This window comes from Campylobacter sp. RM16187, assembly GCF_025319965.1.
Taxonomy (GTDB): Bacteria; Campylobacterota; Campylobacteria; order Campylobacterales; family Campylobacteraceae; genus Campylobacter_A.
Genome location: NZ_CP012549.1, coordinates 793,274 through 815,297, shown reverse-complemented (window position 1 = coordinate 815,297; position 22,024 = coordinate 793,274). Strand labels below are relative to the sequence as shown.

Annotated in this window: 26 protein-coding genes; 7 read left to right on the top strand and 19 right to left on the bottom strand. The window is 36.9% G+C overall.

Annotated features, from left to right (window positions below; genetic code table 11):
* Positions 1–119: 119 nt before the first annotated feature.
* Genes CDOMF_RS04455 through CDOMF_RS04440 form a run of 4 tightly spaced genes read right to left on the bottom strand, consistent with a single transcriptional unit; the run spans position 120 to position 3,407 of the window.
* Entirely contained in the window at positions 120–695 is a 576-nt protein-coding gene (locus CDOMF_RS04455) for a DedA family protein (RefSeq protein WP_260952678.1), read from the bottom strand.
* Positions 696–704: 9 nt separating this feature from the next.
* The gene (locus tag CDOMF_RS04450) at positions 705–1,295 is read right to left on the bottom strand and encodes a lipid-binding SYLF domain-containing protein (RefSeq protein WP_260952677.1); all 591 of its coding nucleotides are present in this window, start codon (positions 1,293–1,295) and stop codon (positions 705–707) included.
* Between the two features lie 8 nt (positions 1,296–1,303).
* Positions 1,304–2,857, bottom strand: coding sequence for a ribonuclease Y (rny, locus tag CDOMF_RS04445; protein WP_169975093.1), 1,554 nt, complete (start codon positions 2,855–2,857; stop codon positions 1,304–1,306).
* Positions 2,778–3,407 carry a 5-formyltetrahydrofolate cyclo-ligase gene (locus CDOMF_RS04440; protein WP_260952676.1) on the bottom strand — a complete coding sequence of 210 codons (630 nt, stop codon included), beginning with the start codon at positions 3,405–3,407 and terminating at the stop codon, positions 2,778–2,780. The genes rny and CDOMF_RS04440 overlap by 80 nt, the downstream gene beginning before the upstream one ends.
* 70 nt (positions 3,408–3,477) lie before the next feature.
* Between CDOMF_RS04440 and CDOMF_RS04435 the strand changes: the two genes are divergently transcribed.
* A complete protein-coding gene (locus CDOMF_RS04435) occupies positions 3,478–4,113 on the top strand; it encodes a TlpA family protein disulfide reductase (RefSeq protein WP_260952675.1) in 636 nt (211 codons plus the stop codon).
* Entirely contained in the window at positions 4,113–4,982 is an 870-nt protein-coding gene (gene ftsY / locus CDOMF_RS04430) for a signal recognition particle-docking protein FtsY (RefSeq protein ID WP_260952674.1), read from the top strand. Before CDOMF_RS04435 ends, ftsY begins: the two co-directional genes overlap by 1 nt.
* 31 nt (positions 4,983–5,013) lie before the next feature.
* Here the strand turns inward: ftsY and brnQ are convergent, their stop codons facing one another.
* Positions 5,014–6,345 (bottom strand): branched-chain amino acid transport system II carrier protein, encoded by a 1,332-nt coding sequence (gene brnQ / locus CDOMF_RS04425; protein ID WP_260952673.1) that lies wholly within the window; start codon positions 6,343–6,345, stop codon positions 5,014–5,016.
* Between the two features lie 211 nt (positions 6,346–6,556).
* On the opposite strand from brnQ, the gene radA reads away from it, so the two are divergent.
* Positions 6,557–7,897 (top strand): DNA repair protein RadA, encoded by a 1,341-nt coding sequence (gene radA / locus CDOMF_RS04420; protein WP_260952672.1) that lies wholly within the window; start codon positions 6,557–6,559, stop codon positions 7,895–7,897.
* Positions 7,898–8,012: 115 nt separating this feature from the next.
* On the opposite strand, the gene CDOMF_RS04415 is transcribed toward radA, so the two are convergent.
* The 5 genes from CDOMF_RS04415 to ybaK form a co-directional block, all read right to left on the bottom strand.
* On the bottom strand, positions 8,013–8,630 hold the full coding sequence (locus CDOMF_RS04415) for a sugar transferase (RefSeq protein ID WP_260952670.1): 618 nt from the start codon (positions 8,628–8,630) through the stop codon (positions 8,013–8,015).
* Positions 8,614–9,750, bottom strand: coding sequence for a glycosyltransferase family 4 protein (locus tag CDOMF_RS04410; protein ID WP_169975052.1), 1,137 nt, complete (start codon positions 9,748–9,750; stop codon positions 8,614–8,616). Before CDOMF_RS04410 ends, CDOMF_RS04415 begins: the two co-directional genes overlap by 17 nt.
* 10 nt (positions 9,751–9,760) lie before the next feature.
* Positions 9,761–11,104, bottom strand: a complete 1,344-nt coding sequence (locus CDOMF_RS04405) for a mannose-1-phosphate guanylyltransferase/mannose-6-phosphate isomerase (protein ID WP_260952668.1) — start codon at positions 11,102–11,104, stop codon at positions 9,761–9,763.
* 4 nt (positions 11,105–11,108) lie between these two features.
* Positions 11,109–12,479, bottom strand: coding sequence for a phosphomannomutase/phosphoglucomutase (locus CDOMF_RS04400; protein WP_260952666.1), 1,371 nt, complete (start codon positions 12,477–12,479; stop codon positions 11,109–11,111).
* 70 nt (positions 12,480–12,549) lie between these two features.
* On the bottom strand, positions 12,550–13,023 hold the full coding sequence (gene ybaK, locus CDOMF_RS04395; protein WP_260953133.1) for a Cys-tRNA(Pro) deacylase: 474 nt from the start codon (positions 13,021–13,023) through the stop codon (positions 12,550–12,552).
* A gap of 53 nt (positions 13,024–13,076) precedes the next feature.
* Here ybaK and fliL point away from each other — a divergent pair, with 53 nt between their 5' ends.
* Genes fliL through CDOMF_RS04380 form a run of 3 tightly spaced genes read left to right on the top strand, consistent with a single transcriptional unit; the run spans position 13,077 to position 14,391 of the window.
* On the top strand, positions 13,077–13,607 hold the full coding sequence (fliL, locus tag CDOMF_RS04390; RefSeq protein ID WP_260952664.1) for a flagellar basal body-associated protein FliL: 531 nt from the start codon (positions 13,077–13,079) through the stop codon (positions 13,605–13,607).
* Complete coding sequence (acpS, locus tag CDOMF_RS04385) at positions 13,604–13,948, top strand: holo-ACP synthase (RefSeq protein WP_260952662.1); 345 nt, start codon at positions 13,604–13,606, stop codon at positions 13,946–13,948. The genes fliL and acpS overlap by 4 nt, the downstream gene beginning before the upstream one ends.
* Positions 13,945–14,391, top strand: a complete 447-nt coding sequence (locus CDOMF_RS04380) for a hypothetical protein (protein WP_260952660.1) — start codon at positions 13,945–13,947, stop codon at positions 14,389–14,391. Before acpS ends, CDOMF_RS04380 begins: the two co-directional genes overlap by 4 nt.
* Positions 14,392–14,611: 220 nt before the next feature.
* Here CDOMF_RS04380 and CDOMF_RS04375 read toward each other — a convergent pair whose 3' ends face one another.
* Positions 14,612–14,926 (bottom strand): hypothetical protein, encoded by a 315-nt coding sequence (locus CDOMF_RS04375; RefSeq protein ID WP_260952652.1) that lies wholly within the window; start codon positions 14,924–14,926, stop codon positions 14,612–14,614.
* Positions 14,923–15,348, bottom strand: a complete 426-nt coding sequence (locus CDOMF_RS04370) for a hypothetical protein (RefSeq protein WP_260952650.1) — start codon at positions 15,346–15,348, stop codon at positions 14,923–14,925. The genes CDOMF_RS04375 and CDOMF_RS04370 overlap by 4 nt, the downstream gene beginning before the upstream one ends.
* 100 nt (positions 15,349–15,448) lie before the next feature.
* Between CDOMF_RS04370 and CDOMF_RS04365 the strand changes: the two genes are divergently transcribed.
* The gene (locus CDOMF_RS04365; protein WP_260952648.1) at positions 15,449–15,745 is read left to right on the top strand and encodes a helix-turn-helix transcriptional regulator; all 297 of its coding nucleotides are present in this window, start codon (positions 15,449–15,451) and stop codon (positions 15,743–15,745) included.
* 120 nt (positions 15,746–15,865) lie between these two features.
* Here the strand turns inward: CDOMF_RS04365 and CDOMF_RS04360 are convergent, their stop codons facing one another.
* The 7 genes from CDOMF_RS04360 to CDOMF_RS04330 all read right to left on the bottom strand — a co-directional run bounded on the left by CDOMF_RS04360 (position 15,866) and on the right by CDOMF_RS04330 (position 21,932).
* Complete coding sequence (locus tag CDOMF_RS04360; protein WP_260952647.1) at positions 15,866–16,408, bottom strand: ClbS/DfsB family four-helix bundle protein; 543 nt, start codon at positions 16,406–16,408, stop codon at positions 15,866–15,868.
* A gap of 30 nt (positions 16,409–16,438) precedes the next feature.
* Entirely contained in the window at positions 16,439–17,308 is an 870-nt protein-coding gene (locus CDOMF_RS04355; RefSeq protein ID WP_260952639.1) for a fumarylacetoacetate hydrolase family protein, read from the bottom strand.
* Positions 17,308–18,297, bottom strand: a complete 990-nt coding sequence (locus CDOMF_RS04350) for an SAM-dependent methyltransferase (protein WP_260952638.1) — start codon at positions 18,295–18,297, stop codon at positions 17,308–17,310. Before CDOMF_RS04350 ends, CDOMF_RS04355 begins: the two co-directional genes overlap by 1 nt.
* The gene (locus CDOMF_RS04345; RefSeq protein ID WP_260952637.1) at positions 18,281–19,444 is read right to left on the bottom strand and encodes an acetylornithine transaminase; all 1,164 of its coding nucleotides are present in this window, start codon (positions 19,442–19,444) and stop codon (positions 18,281–18,283) included. Before CDOMF_RS04345 ends, CDOMF_RS04350 begins: the two co-directional genes overlap by 17 nt.
* A gap of 11 nt (positions 19,445–19,455) precedes the next feature.
* Positions 19,456–20,064, bottom strand: coding sequence for a trimeric intracellular cation channel family protein (locus tag CDOMF_RS04340; protein WP_260952636.1), 609 nt, complete (start codon positions 20,062–20,064; stop codon positions 19,456–19,458).
* A 100-nt stretch (positions 20,065–20,164) separates the two neighbouring features.
* On the bottom strand, positions 20,165–21,277 hold the full coding sequence (locus CDOMF_RS04335) for a sensor histidine kinase (RefSeq protein ID WP_260952635.1): 1,113 nt from the start codon (positions 21,275–21,277) through the stop codon (positions 20,165–20,167).
* Entirely contained in the window at positions 21,270–21,932 is a 663-nt protein-coding gene (locus CDOMF_RS04330; protein ID WP_260952633.1) for a response regulator transcription factor, read from the bottom strand. The genes CDOMF_RS04335 and CDOMF_RS04330 overlap by 8 nt, the downstream gene beginning before the upstream one ends.
* Positions 21,933–22,024 lie beyond the last annotated feature (92 nt).

Genomic DNA, 22,024 nt, shown 5'->3' with positions numbered 1-22,024 from the left:
AGTTTAACATTGGTAAATTAAAAAACTTGCTTTCTGTGAAGCGGAAATTGAAGTATATAGAAATGACGCTTAAACTAAGCTAAAAATTAGTCTAAGCGTATAAAATTTTAATCAAAATACTATTTTTGTCTAATATCTCTTTTTTTTGTAACTTTTTGTAGATACATCCAAATAGAAGCAAATAGAGCAAACATTACTATAGGCATGATCCATCCATGAGAGCTAAAGTAAGAAATGGCATTTGTAAAAATTTCTCCCATATAAAAGCTTCCTACGCCAAGAATAACAGCCCATACAATAGAACTTATTACATTTAAAATGCTAAATTTAACAAATGAGTATTTTGTAAGTCCTATAGCAATAGGTACTAAGGTTTTCACACCGTATATAAATTTCTGAATAAAAATTATCCTATCTCCATATTTTTTCATAAGTATGTGCGAAAACGCCATCTTTCGCTTATGATTTTTAAGATAAGGCATTATCATATGCTTGTTATATCTGCTTAAATATATGAGCATTGTATCGCCCAAGGCATTTGCTATAGATGCGACAACAATACTTGTGGCTAAATCCATCTTGCCGGCATAGCTTAAAATTCCTGCCGCTATTATAGCCACCATTCCTCCACCAAGAGAGTATAAAAATAAAATTGCATATCCATATGTGGATAGCGATGTAAACATTTCTTGCAAATTTTATCCTTAGAATTTAGAGAAAGAATTTAGTAGTGAAGAGTAGCCGTATGAATTTTTATTAAGTTCATTTGTATCGCTTTTTGATATCACGGCACCGCCAAAGCTAGCTCCTGCAAAAAATCCATCATTACTGGCATAAGCATATATACTGCTTGAAAATTTAAAATCACTAATTTTACCGTAGTTTTGACCTATCTCCCCAAATGCAAATGAAGCATCGGCTTTTAAAGTTATCTTGGCATCTTTAATATCAGAAACAATACTCTCTTTTAGTATAAAAATCACAAGCGAGCTATTTTCATATCCTATCTGAAGCCCTATACTTCCGCCACTTATACTAACAGGCCAAATTTCACCAGGACTATATGGGCTTCCCACAACCATAATACCATTGCCATGCATGCCCCCCAAAATCAATCCGACTTTAGTAACTTTAGGGAAGATAACCACGGCTTTTGCATTTTGCATTAACGCATTAATAGGCGCTCCGTTATTTTTACGCATTGTTAGAGTAAATGAATTAGAAGCGTCAAACACAAGCTCATCATTAGAAAACAATAATGAAATTCCAAAAATCAACATTAAAATTTTTTTCATCATATGACCTACTTCGCGAAATCTACAGCGCGAATCTCCCTAATAACATTTACTTTTATCTCGCCAGGATATTGCACTTTCTCTTCGATCTCTTGAGCTATCTCTTTAGCCACAAGCACCGCTTCATCATCGTTTATCAGCTTAGCATTGGCTATGACGCGTATCTCGCGACCCGCATTTATGGCATAAGCTTGCTTTATACCGTTTTTACTCTTTGCTATCTCCTCTATCTCTTCAACGCGTTTTAAAAAGCTCTCAAGTACTTCGCGTCTAGCGCCAGGACGAGCTGCCGACAGAGTATCGGCCGCACACACAGCAGCACTCTCTACACTTGTAGCCTCTTCGTGCCCATGGTGAGCATATATGGCGTTTATTACGACCGGATGCTCTTTATAGCGTTTGCAAATTTCAGCGCCAAGATCTACGTGGCTTCCTTCATATTCATGTGTCAGCGCTTTGCCGATATCGTGAAGTATTCCGGCTCTTTTTGCGAGTTTCTCATCTCCACCTGTTTCAGCGGCGATAATTCCTGCAAGGTGAGCCACCTCAAGACTGTGAGCTAAAGCGTTTTGTCCGTAGCTTGCTCTAAATTTAAGCTTTCCTATAAGTTTAACAATCTCGGGATGCATCTTGCTAAGTCCTAGATCAATTACGATATTTTCACCTTCTTCTAAGATGCTAGCCTCAAATTCCTCGGTAACTTTTTTATGGATATCCTCTATTCTTGCAGGCTGGATTCTGCCATCCTCAACCAAAAGCTCTATAACTCTTGTCGCAATCGCACGGCGATATAAATTAAAACTGCTTAAGATTATCGCATGCGGAGTGTCGTCTATAATGATATCTACGCCCAAAACCATCTCAAGGGTTTTTATATTACGCCCTTCTTTTCCGATGATTCTACCCTTTAGTTCGTCATTTTTAATATTTACGACATTTATTAGACGCTCGGCTGCAAATTCTCCGGCAAATCTCGATGTAGCCTGCGCAAGGATATAATTAACCCTCTTTTTAGCCTCTCTTTTAGCCTCTTCTTCATGTTTTCTAACTATATGAGCGATATCTGCGCGGCTCTTTTCCTCGACTTTCTTTAGCACCTCTTCCCTGGCCTCAGCCTCGGTAAGTCCTGCTGCATGTTCTAGCACCTTTAGCGCCTCTTGTAGTTTTACCTGATAGTTATTCTTTAGGCTTAAGCCCTCTTCGTATAAATTTTTAGCCTCCAGCTTAGATATATCAAGCTCGCTCTTGCTCTCTTTTAAAATTTCTTGTTCATTTAAAAGAGCCTGCTCTCTTTTGGTAAGTTCGTCAAATTTTTGGACATAATCTTTTTGAAGTTTTACCGTCTTATCGTCATACTTCTTTTTAGCTTCAAATTCAGCCTCTTGGACTGAAATTTTAGAATTTTTAAGCGTAAGCTCAGCTTCGTATTCTATCGCTTTTGCTTTTGCTTTTGCCTGCTCTAAAAATATATTGTAGTTAGCATCATTTATCTTTTTTGCTACAAGATACCCTGCGCCAGCGCCTACCGCACCAGCCCCCAATCCTACTAAAATCTCTATCATAGATTCCTCTTTTTATATAAATTTTTCTTGGGGTAATATAAAAATCACATTGTACATCGTGATCTTCGGTGATAATTTCATGTATAAAAGTATCTTTAATCTGAACAAATATCACAATAGGTCGGTAAGGCAAATCTCCAAAAAATCTATCATAAAAACCTTTACCATGCCCTATTCTAGCCATATTTCCGTCAACCCCAACGACAGGAATAATAGCTACGTCTATCCGTTTTTGGAAAAATTTGGCGCCAAGTGGCTCTTTTATGCCAAATTTAGAACACTCTAACGGAAGTCTTGATTTTACCATTTTTAAGTTGAGATTTGACATAAATGGAATAAAAATTTCACATTTCTTAACTAAAGTACGCTTTAAAATATTCAAATTCGGTTCGCTAGGAAGAGGACTAAAGATTAATACTCTTTTTGCATTAAATTTTTCAAGAAGTTTTAAAAGCGGCTTAAACATACCGTAATGCGAGCATCTGGCTCTAAATTTTAGCTCGCTTTTAAGCCTATTTTTAATATGTTTTCTAAAATTTTCTTTTTTCAAAATTTAACACTCATTTTATATACTTAAGATATAATTCAACCCAAATCTAAGACTTTAAGATAGGAATTATATGAAATTTAAACTCTCAATTATAGCACTTTTACTATTTTTTATAAGCGGATGCGAAAACGGTGAGAAAAAAAGCACACCATCATCTACCTCTGCTAAAACTGAAAATAACATAACCATAGCTGCCAATACAACAGAAAGCAATAAAAACGATACAAAAGCTAAAGAAGTTAAGCAAGTGGAAGTACAAAAGGATACTATCAATAATGACCATATAGAGCTTACACTTACAAACGAGCAAAAATTACAGCTTCAAAAATTTGAAAAAGGTTTAAAAGTCGAAAATAACAATCAAGCCATCTTGTTTAACTTTTTTACTACTTGGTGTCCTCCCTGCAAGGCGGAAATCCCTCATCTAAATAACCTTCAGGATAAATTTAGAGGCAAGCTAAAAATCATAAGCGTCCTTATGGAGGATAAGACAAAAGAAGAGATAGAAGCTTTTATCAATAGATACAAGATTAAATTTGACGTAACATACGGCGAAAATAATTTTAACTTTGCAAAATCTCTTGGCGGAGTTATCGGCATACCTTATATGGTTTTATATAGGGCCGATGGCACATACGCGACTCACTATGTTGGCTTGGTTCCGGAAGAGATGCTAGAAAACGATATATTAAAGGTAATAAACTGATGTTTGGATTTTTAAAAAGAGGTCTTGATAAGACATTAGAAGCCATAAGATCATCTAAGCCCACAGATAAAAAAATATCAAAAAACGCACTTGAAGAAATTTTATTAGAAGCTGATGTGGATTATGAGATAGTAGAGGAAATTTTATACTATCTGCCGCCTCAAGACGAAGTAAAAAAAGATGATTTAAAAAGAATTTTAAACACATATTTTATATATGAAAATGTGACACAAGTCAAACAAGATAAGCCATTCGTAGAAATTATTCTTGGCGTAAACGGAGCAGGCAAGACAACCACGATAGCAAAGCTTACAAATTTATATAAAAATTCAAATAAAAGCGTTATTTTAGGTGCTTGTGATACATTTAGAGCAGGAGCCATAGAGCAGCTTAGACAGTGGTCAATTCGCCTAAATGTGCCTATAGTCGCCACACAGCAAGGGCATGATCCATCAGCAGTAGCTTTTGATACGATAAGCTCAGCGATAGCTAAAAACATAGATAATGTCATCCTAGATACCGCCGGACGCTTGCAAAATCAAACAAATTTAGCAAATGAGCTTAGCAAGATCGTAAGAATAAGCCAAAAAGCCTATGAAAACGCACCACACCGAAAAATTTTGATCTTGGACGGAACTCAAGGCAATGCCGGTTTAGCCCAAGCAAAAGCGTTTAACGATATAGTTAAGCTTGACGGGGTTATTATTACCAAGCTTGATGGCACTCCAAAAGGAGGTGCTTTGTTTGGTGTGGCAAGGGACTTAGAGCTTCCTATTTTATTTATAGGCGTAGGCGAAAAAATGGATGATCTGATAAAATTTGAACCTAAAGAATTTGTAGATACTTTGGTAGATGAAATTTATAGTTAAAATTCGGCGAAAAATATCGCCGAATTTACTTTTAATAGCTTCCCTCTCTCTTATGAAACATTAGATATGACACGTAACTAAGTGCAAATACTACCAAGCTAGGCACTATCCAACCAAGCATAGAGTCATAAAATGGCATAGTCTTAACAAAAGGAGTCAAAAGAGGTATAGATATATTTATAATATCAAGCCCATTTACAACTCCGATAATTACACATGTGTACACACAAGCTCTATATACTAGCTTGCTTGAGTCTATTATCGGATTTATTAGAGATAAAATTATTAAAATTATCGATACAGGATATATGGCCACAAGAACCGGAATGCTACCTTTTATAATGGTAGTAAGCCCGAAATTTGCCACCGCAAAACCGATTAAACACCATAAAATTACCCAAGTTTTATATTTTACCCTGCCTTTACTTAGCTCCTCAAAATACTCGCTAGCAGAAGTTATAAGCCCTAAAGTAGTTGTAAGACAAGCTAGCAAAAATGCGCTTCCTAGTATTACGACACCGATTTTACCGAAATAGTGATCACTTATTTTAGAGAGCAAAGCGGCTCCGTTGATATCCGGAGTATCCTTAAAAAGCTCTCCTGATGTAGCTCCCAAGTAACCAAGCATCAAATATATCACCATTAATATTATTCCCGCCATCATACCGGCTTTTATCGTAGATACAACTAGATGCCTCTCGTTTTTTACGCCTACATCCTTAATGGCATTTATAACTATAATTCCAAAAGCCAAGGACGCAAGAGCATCCATAGTCTGATAGCCCTCGACAAACCCTTTTGATGCCGAGTGATTTACATAATCTCCCATAGGAGCGGTAAATTCGCCTATCGGATATAAAAATCCCGCCCCAAAAAGCAAAAGTATAAGCAGTAAAAGAAGCGGGGTAAGATATCTGCCAAGAAGCTTTACAAGAGCCGAAGGATTAAGACAGATATAGTAATTTAAAGCAAAATATACTGCCGAATATACAAATAGCCAAATTTGTAAGCTGTCATCAGGCACAAAAGGCTTGATAGCGATATCAAACGGCATATTTGCAGCCCTTGGTATCGCAAAAAGCGGTCCTATCGTAAGATATAAAAGTGCAGTAAATACAAAGGCAAATACAGGATCTATTCGCCTAACTAAATTTTGCAAGCCCTTAGCTCTAGCTATGCCTGCTACTCCAAGTACTGGAAGCAATACGGCTGTAGCACAAAAGAACATAATAGCCATATAAAAATTATCTCCAGCCTCTTTGCCTAAATTTGGAGGAAAGATAAAATTTCCCGCTCCAAAAAACATAGCAAAGAGTGTTAAAGATATAGTCATAAACTGTTTTTTACTTAAACCAGGTTTCATAAGACACTCCATTAAAACTTTTAATCATGAATTATATTTTTATTAAGTTTAAAAATTATTTATTATATTGATATTTCTTAAAAAATTTGAATTTATGTTTCATTTTGAAATTTAAATAGCTAATTTTATTGATATTTAGATCAAATTTATACTCTATTTTAAGCAATAGTAAATTTTATAAATCTTAAGTATAATTTCAAAAAGGATAAAAATGGCGAAAGCAAAAACTATTTTTGAATGTCAAGCATGCGGAAATCAGCAGAGTAAATGGGTAGGTAAATGCCCGGAATGTGGCTCTTGGGATAGCTTTATGGAGCTTAATCAAACTCAGATAAAAGTGCTAAATGAGATTTCAAAAGCTTCAAGCTCAAAAACTCTTGCAAAAGAGATAAAAGATATAAAGATCGAGCAAATTTCACGCATAAGCACGCAGGATAAAGAGCTTGATTTGGTGCTTGGCGGAGGTATAGTGGAAGGTTCCTTAGTACTAATCGGCGGAAGCCCGGGCATAGGCAAATCAACCCTGCTTTTAAAAATCGCTTCAAATTTAGCCTCGCAAGATAAAAAAACTCTTTACGTAAGCGGCGAAGAGAGCGCAAGCCAGATCAAAATCAGAGCAGATAGGCTAAACGCCGTTTGTGACGGACTTTTTCTGCTCACTGAAATTTTGCTTGAAAACATCATAGCTGAAGTTAGAAAAAATGATTATAAAGTGCTTGTTATCGACTCCATCCAGACGCTTTATTCTGAAAAGATCGCTTCAGCGCCGGGCTCCGTATCGCAAGTGCGCGAGATAACTTTCGAGCTTATGCGCCTAGCCAAAAACGAAAATATCTGCGTTTTCATCATCGGACACATCACAAAAGACGGCTCGATAGCAGGCCCCAGGATACTTGAGCATATGGTTGATGTGGTGCTTTATTTTGAAGGAGATGCAAGCCGCGAGCTTAGGATGCTAAGAGGGTTTAAAAATCGCTTTGGCTCGACTAGTGAAGTTGGAATTTTTGAGATGACTCCTCAGGGGCTCGTAAGCGCAAATGACGTTTCAAGCAAATTTTTTACACGCGGAAAAGCGATTAGCGGCTCGGCTATAACCATCATTATGGAAGGCTCACGCGCCTTAAGCGTTGAAATTCAAGCTTTGGTTTGCGAAAGCAGCTATCCGAAACGAAGCAGCACAGGGTATGAAAAAAACCGCCTTGATATGCTGCTAGCGCTTCTTGAACGCAAGCTAGAAATTCCGCTTGGGCACTACGATGTGTTTATAAACGTTTCAGGTGGAGTGAAAGTTAGCGAAACGGCGGCTGATTTAGCCGTAATGGCGGCCATCATAAGTAGCTTTAAAAATCGTCCGATCAGCAAAGAGAGCGTATTTATCGGTGAGCTTAGCCTAAACGGAGAGATAAGAGAGGTCTTTAACCTCGATCAACGTCTAAAAGAAGCTAAAACACAAAAATTTAAAAACGCTATCATCCCTTCAAAACCGCTTGATAGTCAAGGGCTTAAGTGCTTTATTACAAGCGATATCACTCAAGTTCTAGAGTGGATGTAAATAATATTTATATAAATATTATTTACATAATATATAGTACTGATAATTTATTTAAAAGTAATAAATATCAAATTAAGAAAAAACTATTTATAGCAAATTCAATATTATATGCCTGCTACTGGTTTTTAAAAACTATTTTTATTGTTTTTAAAAGTATTAAAACATCTCCTAAAATGGAAATATTATCTACATATTTGCAGTCTAAATTAACTCGTTCATAAAATGATAGCTTATTTCCGCCACTTACTTGCCAAAGACCTGTAACTCCAGGTCTAACGCTTGTTATTTTTTTAATATTTGCTCCGATTTTTTTCTTTTCGGCTATCATATATGGTCTTGGTCCTACTAAGCTCATCTCCAGCTTTAATACATTAAAAAGCTGAGGCAACTCATCCAAAGATGTTTTTCTGATAAAATGCCCAATCTTTGTTATCCTAGGATCGTTTCTATACTTATGATACCTCTTGTAGTGCTCGACTTCATCTGGATTTTCCTTAAGATATTGGATCAAAATTTCATGTCCGTTTTTATACATCGATCTAAATTTATAGCAGTCAAACGCTTTATTAAAGTGCCCAATCCTCTTTTGCTTAAAAAATATGCTCTCGCTAGGCTGTAAAATTTTCATACCAATAGCAATAAAAGCCATAACAAATAACCATATCGGCATACTTATTATCACTAAAATATAATCTATCATAGCTTTTAATAAAATTTTATTTTCTAAGCGCATCTATACCGCCAAAGCGAAATTTATCATAACTGTCCTCCACAAATTCCTTTATCTCGGACTCAAATCTCTCTTTAGAAAACCTTCCTGCATGAGCTTTTATAATATTTGAATCAAATTTATCCAAATTTTTCTCAAACTTATCTACCGCTTCAACTATACTCTGGACATTTTGATCCGCAAAATAAACCCCGCTTACTCCATCTATCACGCTCTCTCTCGCCCCACCTTTATCTAGGCATATTACAGGCGTTCCGCAAGCTTGCGCCTCAACAGGGGTTATTCCAAAGTCCTCAATTGCAGCAAAAACAAAGGCTTTAGCCTTACTCATCATATCGGCGGATATTTTGCTATCCTGAAAACCCAATATCTCTATATTACTCCTTGCTATGCTCTTTATCCTTGTCATCTCATTACCATCTCCTATCACTACCAGCTTTTTGCCATTCTCATTAAATGCTCTTACTATCAAATCAACTTTTTTATAGGCGACCAGCCTTGAGACTGTGATGTAAAAATCATCTTTTTTAGAATTTATTTTAAATTTATTAGTATCTACAGGAGGATAGATGACTTTTGAATCTTTACGGTAAATTTTTCTTATCCTATTTGATACAAAATTTGAATTTGCAATATAAAGATCGACTCTATTTGCACAAGCTATGTCCCAAAGACGAATTTTATGCAAAAAATATCTTGCCAGAAGAGACTTAAATCCGCTTTGCAGAGAATTTTGTTCAAGGTAGTTAAGATACATATCCCAAGCATAACGAATCGGAGTATGAATATAACTGATATGTAGCTGATCGTGTCTTGTTAAAACACCTTTAGCAACCGCATGAGAGCTTGATAGGACAAGATCGTATTCGCGTAGATCAAGCTGCTCTATAGCAAAAGGAAATAGCGGAAGGTAGTTTCTAAATTTATTCTTTGAAAGTGGTAAATTTTGTATAAAGCTGGTTTGTGAAATCTTGCCTTTAAGGATTATCTCTCTATCTTTCGGGTCTAAAAAATCAACAAGAGAGAATATATCAAAATCATCCCAGATATTTGTAAAGCTCTCTACGCATCGCTCCGCACCCGCATATACACTAAACCAATCATGCACTAAAGCCTTTTTCATCAAATTCCTATTAAGATCTATTGTAATCGTCGTTTAGTCTAATAATATCATCTTCACCCAAATAGTCACCAGTTTGAACCTCTATGATTATTAAATTTGAGCTCTCTTGATTTTCTAATCTATGAATTTGCCCGCTTTTTATATAAGTAGATTCATTTTGATTGAGATAAAACTCCCTATCATCAATAGTTACGAAGGCTCTACCCTTAACAACTACCCAGTGCTCGTTTCTCCTTAGATGTTTTTGCAGACTCAGTCTCTTTCCTGGTCTAACTATTATCTTTTTTATCTTATAGCCGTCACTACTCTCTAAGACTTCGTAACTTCCCCATGGGCGAAAAACTCTAGAGTGTGCTTCACAAAGATCAGGAAAGAAATTCTGAAAATGTTTTTGAGCATCTTTTACTTTTTGACTAGACCCTCTTTTAGTAATCAAAAGAGCATCTTTTGTATTCACTATTATGAGATCATTTGCATCTATAAGAGCTGTTGGCTTTTCGCTAATCACAAAGTTGTTTTTAGAGTCTATCTCGTAAATCTCTTTGCTGTTTTCGATCTTTCTACTAAGCTCATCAAAGCTTCCCACATCGCTCCATCCGGCATCAAGACCAACCATCTTTATCTTCATACTCTTTTGCATCAATGCGTAATCAATACTTATATCCTCAATAGAATCCATATATTTTGGATTTATTTTTAAGACATTTGCCTCTAGGTGAGAATTTTCTATCGCCAAACGAACGTTTTTTACTATACTTGGAGAAAATTTCATCATCTCTTCCAAAAAGACTCCCGCTTTAAAGCAGAACATTCCGCTATTAAAGTAATACCCGCCATCTTTTATAAATTTAACCGCATTTTCAAGGTTAGGCTTTTCGATAAATCTCTCCACATCGCCATTTTTTTCAGCTTTCATATATCCATATCCGGTATTTGGCTCAGTAGGCTTAATGCCAAAAGTAACTAAAAACCCGTCCTTGGCATACTCCTTTGCCGTCATAAGTGATTTTTTATAAGCATCCTCATCCTCTATCATATGATCGCTTGGAGTTACTAATAAAATTTCATCGCTTTTTGCACCCAAAGCCGCAAAAGTTATCGCAGCAGCAGTGTTTTTACCAAAAGGTTCTAAAATAAATCTCTCTATCTCTTTATTACTACACTCATCAAGAGCTAGAAAATAGTGTTCTTCATTACAAACAATGATACTCTTTTCAAATTCAAAATTTCTCTTAAGAGTAAGACTAAAAAGTGATTCATCATTAAAAATTTTAACAAACTGCTTTGGCATGAGAGTTCTTGAAAGTGGCCAAAGTCTAGTGCCTGAGCCTCCGCAAAGTATTACATTTACCATAATTTTACACCCTACTCTTTAAATTTTCGACTAAATTTAAAAATATTTCGCTAAGTTTTTTAAGCAAAACCTCACTCTTAGCCTCAAACCTAGTTACTATGACAGGAGTTGTGTTTGAGGCCCTTACAAGTGCCCAGCCATCTTCAAATCTTACTCTAACGCCGTCTATATCAATGATCTCTTTTGCTTCCGGAAGCTCTTTTACTCCTTTTGCAAGTTCAAGCTTTAAAGCCTCAATTATCTTAAATTTCTTACTTTCACTAGTCTCTACCTTGATCTCATCAGTACTAAAAACTTTTGGAAGTTTCTCAAGCTCGGCATCTAAATTTATACCTTTTTGAATAAGCTCAAGCACCCTAAACATAGCATACAAGGCGTCATCAAAGCCAAAATATCGCTCTTTAAAAAATATATGCCCGCTAACTTCCGCCGCCATATCGATATTTAGCTCTTTCATGGCTTTTTTGATATTGCTATGACCGGTTTTACCCATGAAGCTCTTGCCGCCGTTTTTATCGATCTCATCATACATGTTTTGCGAGCATTTTACCTCGCCTAAAACTCGCGGATTTTTCATCACAAGAGAGTATAGGTAGGCTAGTTCATCGCCTTTTATGTTACGATTTTTGGTAAGAACTGCTATACGATCGCCGTCTCCGTCAAAGCCAAATCCTATCTCAAATTCCCACTTTAATGCCTCTTTTATATCTTTTAAATTTTTCTCTTCGCTTGGATCGGGATGGTGGTTTGGAAAATTTCCGTCAGGGTTTGGATACAAAATTTCAGCGTCTAAATTTAAACTATCGCAAATTTCAGGAAGCACCGCTCCTACGGCTCCGTTTGCACAGTCCATTACTATTTTTAGCTTCATGTTTTTAAGATGCGCAAACTGATCTATGATAAATTTTTTATACTCGCTTGCGATATCAAATTTAACCGCTCTAAAATCATCTTTTATCTGCGTTTTTGTCTTGATAGTGGAGAAAACCTCATCTTTTAGCTTTTGAAGATCGGCACCGAAATAGCTATCCTTAAAAATCGTAATCTTAAATCCGTTGTATTCTTTTGGATTATGAGAGCCGGTTATCATGATGTTTGCGTCAAATTTGTCGTTAAAAACGCTAAAATATCCAACCGGCGTAGGAAGTAGTCCGATATCAAAAACCTCTATGCCAGCAGCGTTTAGCCCGCTAACAAGCCAGCCAAAAATATCTTTTGCACTAAGCCTCGCATCATATCCCACACTTACGTTTCTAGCGCGGCGCTTTAACATCTCGCGACCCAAATTTAAGCCTATAGCCTTTACGCTTGTTTCATTCAGATCTCTCTCGTAAATTCCGCGTATATCATACTCTCTAAAAATTTCTTCTAGCATCAATCACATCTCTTTAAAATATACTAAATTTAAAAAATTAAAGCGGATTATATCATCTTTTTATTAATTATCATTTAGCGATAGCTGCAAGCTTTACGCCCATCGCTTCTATAAATTCGCCAGGTTTTAAACGCAACTGCTTGCCTCTAACGCCTGCGCTTATGTATATAAATTCCTGCTGCAAAACTCGCTCGTCGATAAAAGTATCAAAAGCCTTTTTCATCGCGATAGGCGAGCAGCCGCCCCTGATGTAGCCTGTTACTTTTTCAAGCTCTTTTAAATTTAAAAGCTCGCAACGCTTATGTCCACTAGCTCTAGCCAAAGCCTTTAGATCAAGGCTCAAATCACCCTGAATGCAAGCTACGACAAATCCCTTTGGCTCACACTCGCACACTATCGTTTTATAAACCTGCCTTATATCCGCGCCACACTTTAAAGCCACGCTAACAGCGCTTAAATCGCTCTCATCCACTTCATATTCGCATAGCTCATAAGCTATATTTTTAGCATCCAAAAATCTTGCTGCGTTAGTTTTATGTATTATTTTTTCTCATTTTTTAAATTTTGTTATATAATTATACAAAAAAAGGAGTGTTAATGGCCCAAGAGGTTGAAGAGAAGCAAGATAAAAAGGGAAATAGTCTTTTGCTTATAATAATCATTATCGTTTTAGTGCTACTTTTAGCTATCGGGGGTTTGATAGCATTTTTAGTTTTAGGAGGCAATGATAATCAGCAAATAAATGCGCAAGATATGCAAACAATGCAACAGCCTCAACAAATCTCAAGAAATACAATCCCAAAACGCTCAAACGACTATATAAATATGGGTCCCATACACCCTATGGATCAATTTATAGTAAATTTATTAAGCGAAAGCGGCTCAAGATTTCTTAAAACAAAGGTTGATTTGGAGCTAAACAATGAGGTCTTAACTCCTGAAATAGATAAGAAAAAATCCCTAATTCGCGATATTATCATTAGGACTCTATCGTCTAAAACTTTTGAAGAAGTTAGCACGATAAAGGGCAAAGACCGCCTAAAAGACGAGATAGTGGATAGGCTTAACGAGGTCTTAGCCGACGGACATATCAAAAACATATATTTTACTGATTTCGTTGTTCAATGATAGGAATAGATATAGTCGTAATTTCTAGAATTTCAAAGCTTAAAGAGCGTTACGGCGAGAGTTTCGCCGAGCGCTTTTTAAATAAAGACGAGATAAATTTAGCAAAGACAGACTCAACTCTAGCAGGGTTTTATGCTGTTAAAGAGGCCGTTAGTAAGGCTTTGGGTTGTGGCATAAGTAGCGAATGCTCGTTTTTTGATATAGAAATTTACAAAACCGAAAAAAACGCACCAAAGATAAAACTTTCAGACAAGCTCAAACAAAATTTCAAAATCTCACAAGCGGACGTAAGCATAAGCCATGACGGCGGTTTTGCGATCGCAGCGGTTATATTAAGATGAGCCAAGAAAACAGCTCAAAGCTTTTATACAGACTTGATAGCAGAAACAAGATAACTTTGCTGATAAGTTTCGCGCCGATACTTTTACTTCTTGTATTTCCGACCTCTTTTTTGCTTTTTGACGGCGGAGCAAAGCTTGCGATGGGCGCGGTACTAGCCGCTATCTTACTTTATAATTTATTTGAGAAGTTAAATTTTAGATACATTGCAATTTACGAAGATAAAATCATAATCGCAAAGCTTTTTACCAAGACTCAAATAGCAAGAGATGAAGTTAGCTCATGCCACTTCAAAAGCTTTCCTTTCATGCCATATAAAGTTGATATCATCACTAAAAAAGAAAGGCACAAGCGCAAATTTTACTCTATAGACGCACTAAAGTTAAACCAGAGTAAGAAAATTTGCCTGCTTGTACTATCTACGGACTTACATTATAATATTTAAATTTCTATGTGAGTTAAATAAATTTATACATATTAAGTTCATATTTGCCCAAAACCTACCTCTACTACAATCTAGTAATACTTAAATTTCAATGTCAATCAGTTTATTTACACTTATTTTAAGCTTTGTTATCTTGTATAAATAAAATATCATTTTTTTAAATTTTATGAGTTGATACAAACGGCAACTTTGCGATTGCGAATATTATATTAAAATATTTTTATCTTGATAGTGTCGCAGATATTAAAAGCATAATAATCGTAAACACTAATATATAAATAATTAATTTAATAACTTTGCTCTTGTGTCTATCCCATTCTAGTGATTGATCGGCAACTTCGTAACCAAATTTTCTTAAAAGAAATCTATATATAGACCTAATTAACCAAATCAAAAGAAGCCAACCTAGTAAAATCCAAACAAGACCAACACCGTGTCCAGTCTGCTCCTTAGTAATTGCTGACAACAAACCAACAGGGATAATCCAAATCACTCCACCAACAACAAAAGCCAATATAAAAGCTAAAATTTTCATCCAAACCTCCATTTCATAAGACCCTTATTGTCAGGTCTAATTCCTTTTTCCTTAGATCTTAAAAGCTCATATTCTAAATGCTTCATACCAAATTTTTTACCTTTTAGCCCGCTAACAAAAATAATTTCATATAAAATATATAATCTTTGATTTGGACTTATGCTTTCATTTCGTTCTTGTGCAGCTTTTATAAATTCTTTCTCAATTAAATTGTATAAATGAGTTATTTCATCATCGCTAAAAAGATCGACGTATGGATTTTTTCCATTGTTTTTTAGCATCTCTCTTCTATTAGTCAAAAATCTTTCTTGTAAATTAGGCTCTTTTTTTATGGCGTTTGGCATCAAACTATAAGTAAGACGCATAAGTAGATAAACAATAAGCAAGGCAACCAGCACGACAATAAGTTGAATAAACCACATCTCTATACTTCTCTAAAACAATTATTTTATCCCATGGGATATAGAATAATGAATTATAACACTGCAAAATTTAAACTAAAATTAATCCTATAGGATAAATATGCGAAAAGATTTTAGCAATTCTGATAGTGGTGAAATTTTAGATTTTTATAAAAAAGTATCAAAAAGAATTAGATTTCTTAGAGAAGAAAAAAATATTTCTCAGCTTGATTTAGCTCTTGAAATTGGAATAAAATCTGTTGCTTTTTACTCCAATTGCGAAAACAATAGATACAATAAGCATTTTAACCTAGAGCATATTTATAAAATTTCAAAGGCTCTTAAAATAGATATTGAGGATATTTTCAAAGACATCAAGCATATAAATTTTAACTATAAAACAGACAATAGGCTATAAGCACAAGTCATGATGATGATTTTGTAATTCCAGCATCTGTACATTTATTTGGTGTTTCAAATCGTTGATAAGCTAGGCTCTAGTGCGGATATTTTGCTTTTTTGTAAAATACACCGTATATTATTTACTCTTGCAACTCTTTTGATGTGCTTTTAGCTTTTTCATCGCCCAATCATAATGGCTTGAGGTGGCACTCACAAAATAAGAGCCAAGTGTAGTTCCGCCTGTCCATTTAAACACACTTTTAGAAAATAACTCCTCGTTAGTAAAAGACTCTGCCAGCTTCAAAACATCGTCATGCGACCTACGAAGCAGCTCTGTCGCCTCTTTTAGCGAAGTCTTTTGATGCTTTCTCCAAAACTCCATATTCATATCGCCATAAGTTTTCCAGTTGTACGGCAACGGCAAAAACGGTCTTTCGACTCCATTTTGATTTGAGTTAATCCAGTTTAAAATAAGTCGGTGCCACTCATAAAGATGGACTAAAACATCTCTTAAATTTTTATCTCTAGCCCAGTGTGCCTCTTTTTTCTTCTTGTCCTTTAAAAAATCAAACGGAGTATTTAGTTCCACCTCGGTCAAATTTGAAATAAGCAGACTGAGCATTGAGTAGTTCTCGGTCGCCACATCTATTAAATCACTCTTTGTTACAGGTCTTGGCATACTATCTCCTATATTTCAAACATTCAAACCTTACTTTATAATATTTTCAAGCACTCCGATATTTTCTATCTCGCAACGCACCACGTCGCCGCTCTTTAGAAATTTAGGCGGCTCAAGCCCCATACCAACTCCGCTTGGCGTGCCAAGAGAGATGATGGTGCCCGCTTTTAGAGTCATCGCTTGGCTTAACTCGGCGATCACATACCTTTCATCAAAGATCATTTTTGAGGTATTTGAGTTCTGTCTTAGCTCATTGTTTACGTAGCATTTGATAGCCAAATTTGTGCTATCAAGCTCATCAGGTGTCACCACTACAGGACCCATCGCGCAGTGAGTATCAAGCGACTTGCCGAAGTAAAACTGCTTATGGCGAATTTGCAAATCACGCGCGCTAAAATCATTTAGTATCGTGTATCCAAGGACATATTCGCCTGCCTCTTGCTCGCTTACGTTTTTAGCGTCTTTTTTTATGATGAGTGCAAGCTCCACTTCATAATCAAGCTTTTGCATGACATCTTCATGAGCTAAAATTTCGCCATTGTGCCCGACCGCCTCATTAACTCGTTTTGAAAAATAGACCGGATACTCACGCGTACCGTCAAATTTTTCGCCCTTAAATTTAGCCGACTCTTTGGCATGCTCCATGTAGTTTATGCCAAGACAGATGATATCTTGACGAGGAGTTATGATAGGCGCAAGTAGCTTTGCTTCGTTAAATTTAAGCTTGCTCGTATGGCTTTTAAATTCTTTTAAATGTTCATAGTCTTGCTTGCCGGCTCGCGAGATAAAATCATTTAAATCGCTAATTTCAAGTCCCATTTCGCCAAAACTGATGATGGAGTCATCAAGGCTTACTATGCCGGTTTTTACACAGCCGTCAAAAAATGTTACAAATTTCATCACATCCCCTTATCAAACTCTATCATTTTAAACCTCTCGCCCAAAAACTCAGGGCTAGTTAGGAACTTAAACTGCTTTAAAAAGCTTTTGTAAACGCTCTCACCGCCGTTTTTAAGCACGTATTCAAGTACCTCTGCACCGCCAAATTCGACTATCGCTACAGACTGCTTTTTAAAGCTTTTAAATTTAAGCCCGCAGCTTTCAAACTCCTCTTCAACCTGCGCGAAATTAACATCATAAGTTATATCGCTTATGCCGAAATACTCTTTTAAATTTGCAAGCTCAAAAGGGCTAAAAACCTTGTGATCTTTGTAAATTCTAAGCGTTATCTCATCTCGCCTAGCCATATCTCCGTAGTCAAAAGTGATAAATTTAAGCCTCTTTGCGCAGTTTTTGACACCCTTTGCAAACTCCTTAAGCCCAAGCATAACTTCGCCTTTATTAACGCCAAATTTTTTGCAAGTTGCCAAAGTATCGCTATTTATGCCATCCCAAAAGAGCTCATCATCTTTTACATAAAGCATTTTATCCTCATCCACCACCTCACAAGCAAAGCAGTCAAGAAGCTCGTTTGAGATGAAAAAAGCCTCGTTAAACTCACACTCCTTAAGGCTATTAAAGTGCTTTACGTATACCTCATCTCCAAATTTTTGCTTGAAATTTTGAGCTTGGATCTCTTTTAAATTTTCATGCGGTTCGATGATATTAAATTTTAGTGTTTTTAAATTTTCAGGACTGAAAGTAAAAATTCCGCTTATAAAATCATACATCATAGCGCCGTTATTTGCACCTATCTCAACGATATTTGCGTGTGGTGAAAACTCGCCTTTTTCAACTAAATTTAAAAAATGATAAGCAAGCGTGACACCAAAAAGAGGTCCCACACTAACGGAAGTATAAAAATCCCCGCCTTTACCTACTCTAGCGGGGGATTTATAGTAGTTTTCATTTAGCCACTCATTAAAATACGAGCTAAATTTTATACTCACTAAGCGCCTTTTGAAGTCTTTTAAAGCCCTCTTTTATCTCGCTTTTTTTCATATTTAAAGGCGGTAAAAATCTAAGCGTACTTGTGCCTGATTTTAGCACTAAAACCCGGTTTTTAGCGGCTAGCTTTATGACATCGGCTAAATTTACGCTTTCATGAAGCACTAGGCCTAGCATGAGCCCAAGACCCTCTTTTTGCTTGATAACTTTTGGAAATTTGGCGCAAAGTTCATCTAAATTTTCGTTAAAAATTTCTATCTGTTTGTCTATCTTGCCGCTTTTTTTAAGCTTTTTAAGCTCATCTAGCGCAGTTAGCGCGGTTGCGGTCGCTAAAAAATTTCCACCGAATGTCGAGCCGTGATCGCCCGGTTCAAATATCTCTTTTTTGCTTACGCAAGCACCTATCGGCACGCCCGCGCCAAGCCCTTTGGCAAAGGTTATGATGTCAGGCTTTAAGCCGTAGAGCTTAGACGTCACAAACTCGCCCGTTCTAAATACTCCGCACTGCACCTCATCGGTTATAAGAAGTAAATTTTTCTCTTTCAAAACCTTTGCGAGGCGTTTTACTTCGCTCTTATCAAGTGCGTTTATACCGCCCTCGCCTTGAACCAGTTCGATCATAACGGCAACGGTTTTTTCGCCTATATTTTCAATTATCTCACTGATACTGCTGTAAAATTTAAAGCCATCGATATAAGGAGCGTAAATTTCGGGATGAAATTTATCTTGACCGGTTAGCTTTAAGGTCGCAAGAGTTCTGCCGTGAAAGGAGTTTGCAAGGCTTATGATCTCAAATTTCTTCTCTTTAAAATTTGTCGCACCATACTTTCTGGCTAGCTTTATGGCGCACTCGTTTGCCTCTGCGCCGGAATTGCAAAAGAAGCTAAAGGTTTTAAAGCCAAGCATTTTTGAAATCTGCTTTGCAAGCTTTTCTTGCGGTTTTATGCGGTATATGTTTGAGCTATGAAGTATCTTGCCCGCTTGGTCGCTTATGGTTTTTACAACTCTTTTGTGAGCGTATCCGAGCGAATTTACGCCGATACCCGAGGCAAAATCGATATAATCCCTGCCCTTTGCGTCAAAAAGCACAGAGTCCTCGCCCCTTTCAAATCCAAAATCAAATCTCGCATAAGTGTTTAAAAGATACATTTTTACTCCTTTTAATCAAGTGTCGGCAGGTGCCAGCCTCTATAATACGCCAGAAGTCTAAAAACTACCCCGAAAGCAAAAAGCAACATCACCCAAAAAATGCTCGTAAGCCCAAGATAGTGCATGAGATAATATATCGCGCCGATAGTTAAGCAAACCGTCGCATAAAGCCCCGTCTTTAAAAACCAAGGAACCTCATTTAGCAAGATATCGCGCAGTATGCCTCCGCCAACTCCGTTACAAAGTGCAAGCATAGTCACGCCAAAAAAGTTGAAGTTATACTCAAGTGCGACGATGGCTCCGACTATCGAAAAGCTTGCGATACCAAAGGCGTCAGTCGTGATAAATAAAAATTTAGTCTCCAAATCCTCGCGCTTATGGAGCTTAAGAAGCGCCGCAGCTATCAAGATAACGACCACGATGAGCCCCGGCAAGTAGTTTGTAAACGAATAAGGAGGGCGCGAAACTATCGCGTCACGCATAAGTCCGCCGCCAAGAGCGGTCAAAAATCCCGCCACAAAGATACCAAGCCAGTCGCAATTTTTTCTGATAGCGAAGTAAAATCCGCTCAGCGCAGCCGAAGCTATACCGATACTCTCAACGATAAGAAAAACATCCATAAGTCACCGCTTTTTGTAAAAATCTAGATGATATTTTACATCTTGAAGCTATAAATTTGGTTGAAATTCCAAAATTCGCCAAGCGTTTTTAGGCGCGAATTTAAAAAGCCACTTTAAACTCGGTCATACCGTCACCACTCTTGCAGCTTACCTTAAATTTCAGCTCATCGCAAAATTTCTTAACGATATTAAGCCCTATGCCAAAGCCTCCGCTCGTCTCGTCAAAGCGAGTATAAAGATCAAAGATGTGGGGCAAATTTTCCTTTGCTATGCCCTGCCCGCTATTTGTGACGATAAGAGCTTTTTTATCTAGCTTTACGCTCACGCTTCCGCCTTCGTTTGAGTATTTTACAGCGTTGCTTAGGAGGTTATCAACTATCTTTCGCACCTTAAATTTTGAAGTTACTAGCACGACATCCTTGATATCGGTGCTTAAATTTATGCCTTTTTGCTTTAAATTTATCGAAAAAAACTCAAGCCTCTCGCTTACTATTTGGGCTAAATTTACCTCTTCGTTCTCTTCGTATTTTTTATTTAGCCTTAGGATGGTTAGGTCTTCATATAAATTTGAGATCGTGTGAGCGGCTGTTTTTATGTTGCCAAGATACTTTTCAGGATCGGTTTTAAAGAGCTCTATGCTCATCAAAATCACGCTTAAAGGCGTGTTTATCTCATGAGTCGTATCGCGGATAAAGCCGTCTAAAAACTCGATTTTAGCATAAAGCGGACGAAGCGAAAGCCTAATGATAAGATAGGCTATGAGCAATATCGCCGCCAAAACACCGAGCGAAACGAGTAAAATTTGAGCCTTGAGCGCTAAGAGCTTTACATTAACATCAGCGCGTTTAATGGCTACCAGATACTCGTTTTGCCCTCTTTTATCATGTACTCTAAACTGCACTACGTTTTCTTCACTCTCGATATGGTGTCGCCCCATGCCCTGCTTTGGCTTAAAGTCATCTTCTATAACCTCGCCTGTCTTTAAATTTACCACATAGGCCTTCATATCGTCAAAATCATCATCGTCAAGCTTGCCGTTGTTGTGAAGTTTTATCTGAAGTTCGCGCTTAAAATCCCTAAAATCAAAAGCGTCCTTGTCCATTATGAAGTGTTTTTCTCTATCATAAAAAACTTTGCCGAAAAACACCAAAAACGCAACGCTAGTTAAAAAATAGAGCAAAAATATAGGCAAAACGTGGCGTTTTTTAAACATACTTATACCCCAGCTTTGAGGCGCTTACTATGCGTTCTTTGCCTAAAATTTTGCGAAGCTCCGTGATATACACGCGCAAGCTTAGCTCGCTTGGACTCTCGTCGTAGTCCCAAATTTGCTCATAAATTTCATCTCTGCTGACAAATCTATCCCTATTTTTAAGCAACATTACTAAGAGCTTAGCCTGCTTTTTAGGCATACTAACCGCCTCTTCGCCCTTATAGAGCACTCCTTGCTTCATATCAAAGCTGAAATTTTCATCAAGTTTTTGAAATTCGCTTACATTATGCACAAAAGTTCGTTTAAGGATATTATTTACTCGCAAAAGTAGCTCTTTAAGCTCAAACGGCTTTTTGATATAGTCGTCACACCCGCTTAAAAAGCCTTTTTGAAGGTCATTTATCGTATTTAGTGACGTAGTAAATATGCAAGGAGTGAGCCTCTTAGCCTCTCTTAACTCTTTTAGTAGCTCAAAGCCGTTGCCACCGATGATTTTAACGTCAAATATCCACAGATCAAAGTTGGTTTCATAAGCCAAACTAAGCGCCTCATCATAGCTCTTAACGCCCTGCACCTCGAAATTCTCGCTTCTAAGATACGAGCACATCATATCAAGCAGCATCGCCTCGTCTTCAACTACTAAAATTCTAGCCACTCTTGCTCCTTAAGCGAAATTTGTAGATATTACTATTTTTGCTTTTAATAAGGCATAAATTTAAGCTTTAAGGTCTCACGTCAAACGGCGCA

What these genes read in the sequence shown, in the direction of transcription:
- CDOMF_RS04370 (WP_260952650.1), bottom strand. Translation starts at nt 15,348, where the DNA reads ATGTGGTTTATTCAACTTATTGTCGTGCTGGTTGCCTTGCTTATTGTT.
- CDOMF_RS04360 (WP_260952647.1), bottom strand. Translation starts at nt 16,408, where the DNA reads ATGCCAAGACCTGTAACAAAGAGTGATTTAATAGATGTGGCGACCGAG.
- CDOMF_RS04375 (WP_260952652.1), bottom strand. Translation starts at nt 14,926, where the DNA reads ATGAAAATTTTAGCTTTTATATTGGCTTTTGTTGTTGGTGGAGTGATT.
- brnQ (WP_260952673.1), bottom strand. Translation starts at nt 6,345, where the DNA reads ATGAAACCTGGTTTAAGTAAAAAACAGTTTATGACTATATCTTTAACA.
- CDOMF_RS04435 (WP_260952675.1), top strand. Translation starts at nt 3,478, where the DNA reads ATGAAATTTAAACTCTCAATTATAGCACTTTTACTATTTTTTATAAGC.
- CDOMF_RS04415 (WP_260952670.1), bottom strand. Translation starts at nt 8,630, where the DNA reads ATGCGCTTAGAAAATAAAATTTTATTAAAAGCTATGATAGATTATATT.
- CDOMF_RS04355 (WP_260952639.1), bottom strand. Translation starts at nt 17,308, where the DNA reads ATGAAATTTGTAACATTTTTTGACGGCTGTGTAAAAACCGGCATAGTA.
- CDOMF_RS04365 (WP_260952648.1), top strand. Translation starts at nt 15,449, where the DNA reads ATGCGAAAAGATTTTAGCAATTCTGATAGTGGTGAAATTTTAGATTTT.
- acpS (WP_260952662.1), top strand. Translation starts at nt 13,604, where the DNA reads ATGATAGGAATAGATATAGTCGTAATTTCTAGAATTTCAAAGCTTAAA.
- CDOMF_RS04380 (WP_260952660.1), top strand. Translation starts at nt 13,945, where the DNA reads ATGAGCCAAGAAAACAGCTCAAAGCTTTTATACAGACTTGATAGCAGA.
- CDOMF_RS04410 (WP_169975052.1), bottom strand. Translation starts at nt 9,750, where the DNA reads ATGAAAAAGGCTTTAGTGCATGATTGGTTTAGTGTATATGCGGGTGCG.
- radA (WP_260952672.1), top strand. Translation starts at nt 6,557, where the DNA reads ATGGCGAAAGCAAAAACTATTTTTGAATGTCAAGCATGCGGAAATCAG.
- CDOMF_RS04345 (WP_260952637.1), bottom strand. Translation starts at nt 19,444, where the DNA reads ATGTATCTTTTAAACACTTATGCGAGATTTGATTTTGGATTTGAAAGG.
- ftsY (WP_260952674.1), top strand. Translation starts at nt 4,113, where the DNA reads ATGTTTGGATTTTTAAAAAGAGGTCTTGATAAGACATTAGAAGCCATA.
- CDOMF_RS04405 (WP_260952668.1), bottom strand. Translation starts at nt 11,104, where the DNA reads ATGGTAAATGTAATACTTTGCGGAGGCTCAGGCACTAGACTTTGGCCA.
- CDOMF_RS04340 (WP_260952636.1), bottom strand. Translation starts at nt 20,064, where the DNA reads ATGGATGTTTTTCTTATCGTTGAGAGTATCGGTATAGCTTCGGCTGCG.
- fliL (WP_260952664.1), top strand. Translation starts at nt 13,077, where the DNA reads ATGGCCCAAGAGGTTGAAGAGAAGCAAGATAAAAAGGGAAATAGTCTT.
- CDOMF_RS04450 (WP_260952677.1), bottom strand. Translation starts at nt 1,295, where the DNA reads ATGAAAAAAATTTTAATGTTGATTTTTGGAATTTCATTATTGTTTTCT.
- rny (WP_169975093.1), bottom strand. Translation starts at nt 2,857, where the DNA reads ATGATAGAGATTTTAGTAGGATTGGGGGCTGGTGCGGTAGGCGCTGGC.
- CDOMF_RS04400 (WP_260952666.1), bottom strand. Translation starts at nt 12,479, where the DNA reads ATGCTAGAAGAAATTTTTAGAGAGTATGATATACGCGGAATTTACGAG.
- CDOMF_RS04335 (WP_260952635.1), bottom strand. Translation starts at nt 21,277, where the DNA reads ATGTTTAAAAAACGCCACGTTTTGCCTATATTTTTGCTCTATTTTTTA.